Source organism: Ilumatobacter sp., from assembly GCF_041688325.1.
Taxonomy (GTDB): domain Bacteria; phylum Actinomycetota; class Acidimicrobiia; order Acidimicrobiales; family Ilumatobacteraceae; genus Ilumatobacter_A.
In genome coordinates, this window is sequence record NZ_JBDNIJ010000099.1 from 1 (window position 1) to 8,837 (window position 8,837).

The 8,837-nt window shown below is 65.1% G+C and carries 9 protein-coding genes and 3 pseudogenes; 9 read left to right on the forward strand and 3 right to left on the reverse strand.

What is annotated here, in order from left to right:
- From ACH2EI_RS06530 to ACH2EI_RS06545, 4 genes are all read left to right on the forward strand, one after another.
- A partial coding sequence (locus ACH2EI_RS06530; protein WP_395159493.1) for an FG-GAP repeat domain-containing protein occupies window positions 1-1,335 on the forward strand: 1,335 nt, incomplete at its 5' end.
- 67 nt (window positions 1,336-1,402) lie between these two features.
- Window positions 1,403-3,367, forward strand: coding sequence for an L-histidine N(alpha)-methyltransferase (egtD, locus tag ACH2EI_RS06535; protein ID WP_395159495.1), 1,965 nt, complete (start codon window positions 1,403-1,405; stop codon window positions 3,365-3,367).
- A gap of 11 nt (window positions 3,368-3,378) precedes the next feature.
- A complete protein-coding gene (locus tag ACH2EI_RS06540) occupies window positions 3,379-3,972 on the forward strand; it encodes a glycerol-3-phosphate acyltransferase (RefSeq protein ID WP_395159497.1) in 594 nt (197 codons plus the stop codon).
- Window positions 3,969-4,790, forward strand: coding sequence for a DegV family protein (locus tag ACH2EI_RS06545; protein WP_395159499.1), 822 nt, complete (start codon window positions 3,969-3,971; stop codon window positions 4,788-4,790). The genes ACH2EI_RS06540 and ACH2EI_RS06545 overlap by 4 nt, the downstream gene beginning before the upstream one ends.
- Here the strand turns inward: ACH2EI_RS06545 and ACH2EI_RS06550 are convergent.
- Window positions 4,714-5,253, reverse strand: a pseudogene (locus tag ACH2EI_RS06550) (phosphatase PAP2 family protein); the annotation flags it as partial. The gene ACH2EI_RS06545 and the pseudogene ACH2EI_RS06550 overlap by 77 nt on opposite strands.
- Before the next feature lie 367 nt (window positions 5,254-5,620).
- Between ACH2EI_RS06550 and ACH2EI_RS06555 the strand changes: the two are divergent.
- A complete protein-coding gene (locus tag ACH2EI_RS06555; RefSeq protein WP_395159503.1) occupies window positions 5,621-5,899 on the forward strand; it encodes an amylo-alpha-1,6-glucosidase in 279 nt (92 codons plus the stop codon).
- Window positions 5,899-6,204: pseudogene (locus ACH2EI_RS06560) on the forward strand (amylo-alpha-1,6-glucosidase); the annotation flags it as partial. The gene ACH2EI_RS06555 and the pseudogene ACH2EI_RS06560, both read left to right, overlap by 1 nt.
- Before the next feature lie 36 nt (window positions 6,205-6,240).
- On the opposite strand, the gene ACH2EI_RS06565 reads toward ACH2EI_RS06560, so the two are convergent.
- Window positions 6,241-6,717 (reverse strand): helix-turn-helix domain-containing protein, encoded by a 477-nt coding sequence (locus tag ACH2EI_RS06565; protein ID WP_395159505.1) that lies wholly within the window; start codon window positions 6,715-6,717, stop codon window positions 6,241-6,243.
- Window positions 6,611-7,132: pseudogene (locus tag ACH2EI_RS06570) on the reverse strand (cyclic nucleotide-binding domain-containing protein); the annotation flags it as partial. The pseudogene ACH2EI_RS06570 and the gene ACH2EI_RS06565, both read right to left, overlap by 107 nt.
- Window positions 7,133-7,213: 81 nt before the next feature.
- Between ACH2EI_RS06570 and ACH2EI_RS06575 the strand changes: the two are divergent.
- From ACH2EI_RS06575 to ACH2EI_RS06585, 3 genes are all read left to right on the forward strand, one after another.
- Window positions 7,214-7,573: a hypothetical protein gene (locus ACH2EI_RS06575; RefSeq protein WP_395156020.1), complete on the forward strand. Its 360-nt coding sequence runs from the start codon at window positions 7,214-7,216 to the stop codon at window positions 7,571-7,573.
- Window positions 7,570-8,313, forward strand: coding sequence for a hypothetical protein (locus ACH2EI_RS06580; protein WP_395156018.1), 744 nt, complete (start codon window positions 7,570-7,572; stop codon window positions 8,311-8,313). The genes ACH2EI_RS06575 and ACH2EI_RS06580 overlap by 4 nt, the downstream gene beginning before the upstream one ends.
- A gap of 133 nt (window positions 8,314-8,446) precedes the next feature.
- Entirely contained in the window at window positions 8,447-8,665 is a 219-nt protein-coding gene (locus ACH2EI_RS06585) for a hypothetical protein (RefSeq protein WP_395159501.1), read from the forward strand.
- The last annotated feature ends 172 nt before the right edge of the window (window positions 8,666-8,837 follow it).

Sequence of the window (8,837 nt, forward strand, 5' to 3'; positions counted from 1 at the left end):
CTGGACGGCGATCTTGATCTGGTGGTGGCGCAGGGCAGTGTGGATATCTATCTCTGGAGAACTGACGGGTTCGCCACACCCCGCTCGCTCGGCATCAGCCGCGCAACGGCCGTCACCGCCGCCGACGTGGACCGTGACGGTTGGCCCGATCTCCTGGTCGCACGCAATGGCGAGTACGACGCTGTGATCTGGGGCGGGGAGTGGATCGGCACTGGATCACCGCCAGGAGAACCGACCGAGCTCGCAGGGACACAGCCATCTGCGGGACTGATCGCTGCCGAACTCTCGAGCGGCGGGGCACTTGACATCGTGCGCCTCGGCCGCGGCGCCGAGGCGCACGACATCGTGTGGACGGCCGACCCCGGCGAGCCGCGTACGTTCGTTCCCACCCCGTTGGGGAACGGCGAGGGGCCGACCATGGCCGGCGAGGTCGCCGACATCGATGGTGACGGACTGCTCGACGTCTGGGCGACCCGCGACGTCGGTTGGGACCTCGACCCCGATTCGTTGTATTCACGCCGGGGCGATCCCACCGGTCCGTGGTTCGACATCGCAGCCGAACTCGGAGCAGATCTGGCGATCGACGGGATGGGCGTCACGATCGCCGACCTCGACGGCGACGGAAGCCTTGACGCGTACGTCTCTGATCTCGGCGACAACGAGGTCCTCCTGCGCGATGGCGATCAATTCGTGGTCGCGGCCGACACCGGGGCTGCTCGGATCCGTCCACCGGGCACTGCGACGACGATCGTGTCGAGTTCGTGGGCTTCGGGTGCCACCGACATCAACCTGGACGGCCGCCTCGATCTGGTCGTCGCCAACGGTGGATTCGCGTCGGGGAAGGTGCGTAACAAGATCCCCGGCACCACCGTCGCGCTGATCGATCCGCCTGCCGTGCTCGTTGGCATCGGTGGAGGTCGGTACGTCGACGTGTGGCCTCGGATCGGTCTGAGGTGGGACAGTGCATCGAGGGGCCTCACGATCGCCGACTTCGACGCCGACGGCGACGACGACTACGTGTTCCTCTCGGTCGACGGTTCCCTCGACGCGCTCCGCAACGTCGCCGCCGGGAGCTCGGTCACCATTGCCCCCGGCGCTGGTTGCCACCCCGTTGGAGCCGTCGTCACCGTCGACCAGGGCAGCATCTCGACCCGAATGCTGCTGGGCGCCAACACCTACAACGGGGCGCACAGCCCTGCGGTCGTCGTCGGGATGCTCCCCACGATCAGCGACATCACGGTCGTCTGGCCCGGCGGGCACCTGAGCCGGCTCTCGAGTCAGCGCACCAGCGGCCGGATCCGATTGACCGCGGACTGCGCTGATTCCACCGACTGAACGTGCCCGGCTCCAGAACGAAAATCGCTGGCCGGAATGCCGGAGACAGCCGCCGGGTTTCCCATCGGTGACCAACGTCAGCGCACCCTTGTCGACCGACTACTGCACGACCCGCGAGCTGACCGAAGAACTGGCCTCGCCGCTGTCGGGCGAGGATCAGGCGGCACAGTCGATGCCCGACGTGAGTCCGACCGAGTGGCATCGCGCCCACACGACCTGGTTCTTCGAGACGTTCGTACTCGAGCGGTACGAATCCGACTTCGAACCGGTCGACCGGCGCATCCGAGCCCTGTTGGACGGAGCGGACCTGTCGGATGACGTCACCGATCTCGTCCGGCTGGGTCTGCATCACGAACAACAGCACCAGGAGCTGATGCTCATGGACATCAAACATGTCTTGTCGCTGAATCCGTCGCGCCCCGGCTACCGGTCACAGCGCCGAGCCGAGCCGCTGAATCGGATCGACCGCCCGGCCCGATGGACCGATGTCGACGGCGGCGTGGTCGGGACCGGGCACCGCGGCGACTCGTTCGCATTCGACAACGAACAACCCTTCCATCACGTGTTCCTCGAACCGTTCCGGCTCGCGAACCGACTGGTCACCGCCGGCGACTGGACGCAGTTCATCGTCGACGGCGGCTACCAACGAGCGGACTTGTGGCTGTCCGATGGCTGGCACACGGCGCTGTCCGAGGCCTGGACCGCAACGCTTTACTGGCGGCTCGAAGGCGAAGTGTGGATGATCCACACCCTCGGTGGGACGCGTCCGGTGATCGACGACGAGCCGGTCTGCCACGTCAGTTTCTACGAGGCCGACGCCTATGCGCGGTGGGCCGGAGCACGTCCGCCCACCGAATTCGAATGGGAGTACGCGGCAACGAGTCGGCCGTCCACGCCGGAGCGTGGCTTCGATCTCGAACAACTCCACCCATCGCCGGCGCCCCCCGACGACGGGTCACGTTCGTACGACCTATCGCAACTTCTTTCCACCCGCTGCACGCTGGCCGATGACCGGCGTGCGACTCGCAATAGGAGACGCACCCCGATGACCACCTCCATCACCGAACCGACCTTCGACGCTCACCTCGACCCGGACTGGTCCCGTCGAGCCCTGATCGACGACGTCCCCCGCGGCCTCGGACGCCGACCACTCCGGCTCCCCCCACGTTGGCTCTACGACGACCGCGGCAGCGAACTGTTCGAGGAGATCACCGGTCTCGCCGAGTACTATCCCACCGAGGCGGAACGTTCGATCCTGAGACGCGAGGCCACTGCCATCGCGGAGCTCACCAAGGCGGATATGATCATCGAGCTCGGATCGGGCACGTCGGACAAGACCCACACGTTGCTGCGAGCGTTCACCGAGACGGGCCAGCTCCGTCGGTTCATCCCCTTTGACGTCAGCGAGCAGACCCTTCGCGGCGCAGCCGTCGAGCTGAGCGCGGCATACTCGGACGTCCAGATCCATGGCGTCGTCGGTGACTTCGCCCGGCACCTGTGGCATCTCCCCACCGACGGCGTTCCGATGATCACGTTCTTGGGGTCGACGATCGGCGACCTGTACATGGAGGGACGGCGAGCGTTCGTGTCGATGCTTGCCGAACACTTGCCTGCCGGCGGATGGCTGTTGCTCGGCGTGGATCTCGTCAAGCCCGTGGACCGGTTGGTCGACGCCTACGACGACCCGCACGGTGTCACCGCCGAATTCACCCGCAACGTGCTCCACGTCCTCAACCATGAGCTCCACGCCGACTTCGACGTTGCCGCGTTTGATCACGTAGCCCTCTGGGATCCGTCGCAGGAACGGATGAACCTGCGCCTGCGCGTCAACGATGACCACCTGATCGCAGTCGCGGACGCCGACGTGAACGTGGAACTGCACGACGGTGAGGAGATCCGGATCGAGATCTCGACCAAGTTCCGACTCCCTTCGATCACGTCGGAATTGGCAATGGCCGGCTTCACCACCCGTCAGGTGTGGACCGATAGGACCGGTGATGTTGCTGTGCTGCTCGCGTCGGTCGATCGTTGACAGCCATACTGATGCGCTCCACCGTGATCGCGGCGCTGGCCGGGTACCTGCTCGGCACAATGCCGTCAGCCGACATCGCCACCCGACTCGCCAGCAGTCCCGTCGCCGATCTCCGGACCGCCGGAAGCGGCAATCCCGGAGCGCTCAACACCGCAACCGTTCTCGGCGTCCGATGGGGCGCTGCAGTGCTGGTTGCCGACATGGCCAAAGGTGCCGCGGCGGGGGCTGCCGGTCGAGCAATCGCCGGGCCGACCGGCGCGTACGTCGCCGCCACGGCGTCGATTGCCGGGCATATCGTCCCGGTCTGGTCCCGAGGTAAGGGCGGCAAGGGCGTTGCGACATCGGCGGGAGCGTGTCTCGCAGTGTTCCCGGCCTACTTCCCGATCGACGCGGCGGTGGCCGCCACGGCGGCCGCGACGAAACGCAACACCGAAACGGCGATCTGGTTGTCGTCTGCGGTGTGGGTCGCCGCCGCCGTTGTCTGGTGGCGTCGCCGTCTGCCCAACGCGTGGGGTCCGCCGCCCACCGCCGGACTGCCCCTGTTCGCGCTCGCAGGAACTGCCATGATCTTGACCAAGTTCCGCACCGTCAGGCCGAACAGATGATTCAGCTCGTCACCGACTCCGCCTCGATGCTCCCCGAAGCGGTCCGGCGGCGCTTCGGGATGTTCGTCGTTCCGCTGACGATCACCATCGACGGCGAGGACTTCGCCGAAGGCGTCGACCTCACCACGGCCGAGTTCTACACGCACATGGCCAACGGTGCCGAGGTGTCCACCGCCGCTCCCTCGCCGGGCACATTCGTCGACACCTACCGAGCCGCAGCACAACGCGGTGCCACCGCTGTGCTGTCGGTGCACACCGGCGCCGCGTACTCCGCGACGGTGGCGTCGGCAACCGTCGCGGCTGGCATGGTCGACATCCCAGTGTCGATCGTCGACACCGGAGTCGGGTCGTTCCCGGTTGCCCTTGCTGCCTGGCGGGCGGCGGAGTTTCTCGATCGCGGTTGCACGATCGACGAGTCAGCCTCGGCTGCCGAGCGCACCGCGGCCGGCACGGGAAGTCTCTTCGTCGTCGGCGTCCCTGCCGTTGCCCGGCGCGGCGGACGCTTCGTGGCCATCAGCGGCGAACTGACACCGACGACATTGCTCGAGTTGGCCAAAGGAGAGCTACACGATCGAGGCACCGCCGTCGACCTCGACGCGGCGATCGAGGCGATGATCGACGGAACCGTGGCGGCGGCCCAATCCGGTGCGCTGCGCATCGGCGTCGGGCATGCCGTCCACCACGAAGTCGCCGAGCAGATCAGGATTCGACTCGACACGCAACTCCCTGGCAGCGAGGTCGTCACCTACGAGGTCGGCCCGTCGGTCGGCGCACACACCGGGCCTGGAACACTTGGAATCGTCTACACCTCCATCTGACCCGCTCGGACTCGCAGGACTGGAGATGCCAGGCCATTGACTGGGCAAGGTCACGCGTCGCGACTTTCTGATGCAAGACCCTCGCCGAGACCCACTGGTTGCAGCGGCGATCTCGGTGGTGCCAGAGGTACAGGGTTTCGATGACCGTCAAGTGGAGCCAGCCGAGCAGCAAACTCTGGATGACAACAGAAAACCAGTGCACGCCGACGTATGCGCGGCTTGCAGCGATGCCCGTGATCAGAACTGCGGAAACAGCAACGCTCGTCCACCAGGTCCAGCGCCTATTGGTGAGGAGTGAGACGATGGGCGGGAGCAGTCCCCAGAGGGTGACGGCCGCGAGGACGTGTCCACTCGGATGTGTGACCCCCGTGCCTCTGATGAGGCGATCGAGGTCAGGGCGGTCACGTCCGACGATCTCCTTGAGGATGAATTCGAACGGGGAGCTGACCAGCACGGCAACGGTGAGCGCGAGGGCGAATGCTCGGCAGCGTCACCCGCTCACAACAACGAGAACTCCGAACGCCGCAAACACGACGACGTTCGAACCGATTCTGCTGAATCTCCGGCACAGCGTCTCGAGACTGTCGGTGCGACGAGATTCGATCCAGCGTTGCATCGGCTCGTCCCACGTGAGCAGTATCGAACCGTGATCGAACGCCACGTGGCCGTCACCGGTGACGTCGATCTTACAGCGGGACTCTCCAGACACCTTCCCCAGATCATCGATAGCCATCTCGCCGGTACCCGGTACGGCATCAACGCCGACCCGACCGACGGGCTGCTGACCCAGGGATCCCCCGGGAGTTGCCCTGACGTAGACGGACGCGCGCATCGACGACGCGGCAGTGACGCCTCGAATCGACAAGGCGGTCGAGATCAACGCGCTCGCCACCATCGAGGAGCTGGGAGCGAAGACCGGTCAGACCGACCCTCGCACAGCGAGGCTCCATGGGACAGCGAGCACGTCCTTTGCCCGTCGATTCGTGCGAGCGGACGGGGCGCTCGTCGATGTCGTGGATGGCCCGAACGGAGACGATCCGGCGCTCCGCCCCAACCAACTGTTGGCTGCCTCCCTCCCACATGACCGTTGGTCGACCGCTCGGTCGTGATGTCATGCGGCCCACTACTCACGTCGATCGGTCTGCAGTCGTTGACACCCGACGACCAGTCCTACCGGTCGCGTCACCGAGGCGGACCCATCGACCGCGACCTCGCATACCACCAAGGAACTGTGTGGCCGTGGCTGCTCGGACCGTACGCCGGAGCCGCGATCTGAGTTGGCATGAACCCGGCAGGTCTGCGAGACAACATCGAACCCCACCTGCACAGGTACGTACTCGACTCAATCTCGGAGACGGCCGACGGTGAACCTCCACACGCCGCGACCGACTGCCCGTTCCAGGCATGGTCGGTGGCCGAAGTGTTCGAGCCCGGCGCCGCGTTCAACGCCTCAGTTGACGCCAGCATTGCGCACAGCAAGCCCGCTCTTGGCGGACGACTCCGATTCCTCCAGGAGCGAGACCAACCCGCCGCGATCGACGAGGTCGATACAGCGATAGTGGAGCTCGATCAGGCCAGCGGACTCGAGTAACTTCAGGACCCGCTGCACGCTGGAACGCTGCACCCCAAGCATGCCAGCCAGGCTTGCCCTGAGTGGCCCACACACGACCACACTCGTCGGCCTCGCGAAGCAGAATAGAAGTGAGCTGGGCCTCAATTCCTCCTGCAAGCAGATCGACCAGCCGACCCTGCAGCCCGGCCATCCGCTCTGCCAGAGAAACGAACCACCGTCGAGCGACCAAGGGTCGAGTCTGCAGCAGGTGGTACAGCGCAGCGGAATCAAGTTGCAGCAGCGTGCAATCCTCGATCGCGCGAGCGTCGAACGGCTCGGGCTCACCCAGGAACACCGGAACGTCGCCGAACACATCACCGGGTCGCAGAACCTGCAGGGTCACCCTGCGGCCCTTGACCGTCCGAGACAATTCAACAGAACCAGTGCGGACAATGTGCACCATCGCAGCGGCCTCGCCCTGTCGAAACACGAACGTTCCGCCGGCGTAGGACTGCTCGCCCATCTCCTGGGTGAGCATCTCGACGTCGCCCTCGCCCAACGGGGATCGCGGACCGCGGCTCAGGCAACACGCAAGCCACGCGCCGTACCGCTCCATCCGTGCTCCCATCGCGACGAACCTATGCCCCGCTGGACGTGGCGACGACGGCATCGATGAGGCTTCCGTGCCGCAAGTGCGTGAAGCGTTGAGGGCAGCCCATGCATTGGAAACAACGTTCGACGGAACGAGATTCCCGGGAATTCGGACCAGCTTTCGGTGTGATTGCGTCATTTGGGTGGTTCGCGGTCGAGTTCTTCCATCAGCACGGTTCTCTGTTGTGACAACCAACCACACAACTCCCAGGAGGTACACATGACAACCCACCAGTCCGCAAGCCGCCCCACCGGGGTCGGCATCAGTGTCGGGCCACTCGCGGTCGGCGCCCTCGGCGCCATGGTCACGGTGGCGGCACTCATCGCCTTGATCGTTGCCGGCCTCGCGGCTGCCGACTTGTTCCCACTCGCATCAACCGATGCCCAAGCGCTCACCGATCGTGGTGTTTGGGCATCGACGAGAGCGTGGGCGAACCCATTGGGCATCGTCGGACTCGCAGTCCTATTCGCGGGAGCCGTCCCCTACGCCCTTCACAACATCCGAACAACCATCACATACCGACGTGACGCAATGACACATGCATTGCCGATCGTCCTCTCGAAAGGAACAGACTCATGACATCCCTACTTCACCGCTCCGTCACCACCGCGGGCGGCTTGAAATCGGCTCCAGGAGCCGGAGCGACCACACGGATCAGCGAGACCATCCCGTACAAGGGCGACGACGCCATCCAGAAGATGGCCAAGACAATGCAATGGCCAATGCTCGCAATGGGCTCGATGACTGTTGTTGCTGCCTTCGTCATGGCAGTCGCCGGCGGCATCAGCTTCGGCGACTTCTTCTCGCCCTCGGGCGTGGCGTCTGACCTCGGAAGCGGTGAAGCGTTGGTGCAACTCACCGGGGCATTCCTGTTCCTCGGAATGGGTCTCATCTTGGCTGCGATCACGATGACGCTCGTCAACATCGTCCGTCACCTTCGTGAGGCGGGCCGCGACGTGCAGACATCGCTCGGTGCTCGCGCCCTCCAGCTGAAGAAGCCGTGGACCGGCACGGCCACACCGATGCTGATGATGATGGGAGTGATGACCGAGATGGTGGCATTCGTCGTCGGCATCGTCACCGCTGTCACCATCGGCGGTGTCGATGCAGCCAGCATTGCCGATCCGTCAGGTGCAACGAGTGGCGACCTCGCCGACATCGGCTTCGTCCGTGCCGTCGGCACCTGGCTCCCCGGTCTTCGCCTGACCGGCCTGGCCATGATCCTCATCGCAATCGTGCTCGCCCTGACCACGATTCAGAAGGTCATCCGGTTCCAGGGCGATCGAGTGGCGGAGATTGCGGCAACTACGTCAGCTTGAGCACATCAGCATCTCCCGAACCTGATCGGACCCGGCTCCCCCTCGCCGAGTCCGATCAGGTTCCCTCGCGTCGCAGGCCAGTGCATACCGCGATCCTTGTGGCCGCTTCTGGAAACCGACAAACGGAGATGTGATGCACGGCGAAGACAACGGCGAAGTCGAGGCGATGCAGAGCGGACTCGTCGCACATCGAGCCGCCACGACGACCTTCGGCTTGGTCAAGTCGTTGCTCGGCCCAGCGACGGGCATTCTGACGGTTGGAACAATGCTGCTGTGGCTGCGCCTCGAGTTGTCACGGCGTGGCTCCGCATTGGTCTGGGCAAAGGCCGACACTTTGGCTGTCGCTGCCTGACGCCGCCGACGACGGCGGCGATCGATCAGCCCGGGCCTGCTCGGCCCAAAGAGATTGTCTGATCCGTCGCTTTCGAGGGCCGGTGTTGTGGTCGGCGACGTTGTCCACGGGTATGTCGCCGACCGCAGGAGTGATCATGGCCCACCACATCGAAACCAGCTCGACCTACCAG

What these genes read in the sequence shown, in the direction of transcription:
- ACH2EI_RS06540 (WP_395159497.1), top strand. Translation starts at nt 3,379, where the DNA reads ATGCGCTCCACCGTGATCGCGGCGCTGGCCGGGTACCTGCTCGGCACA.
- ACH2EI_RS06545 (WP_395159499.1), top strand. Translation starts at nt 3,969, where the DNA reads ATGATTCAGCTCGTCACCGACTCCGCCTCGATGCTCCCCGAAGCGGTC.
- ACH2EI_RS06565 (WP_395159505.1), bottom strand. Translation starts at nt 6,717, where the DNA reads ATGTGTTCGGCGACGTTCCGGTGTTCCTGGGTGAGCCCGAGCCGTTCG.
- ACH2EI_RS06575 (WP_395156020.1), top strand. Translation starts at nt 7,214, where the DNA reads ATGACAACCCACCAGTCCGCAAGCCGCCCCACCGGGGTCGGCATCAGT.
- ACH2EI_RS06580 (WP_395156018.1), top strand. Translation starts at nt 7,570, where the DNA reads ATGACATCCCTACTTCACCGCTCCGTCACCACCGCGGGCGGCTTGAAA.
- ACH2EI_RS06585 (WP_395159501.1), top strand. Translation starts at nt 8,447, where the DNA reads ATGCACGGCGAAGACAACGGCGAAGTCGAGGCGATGCAGAGCGGACTC.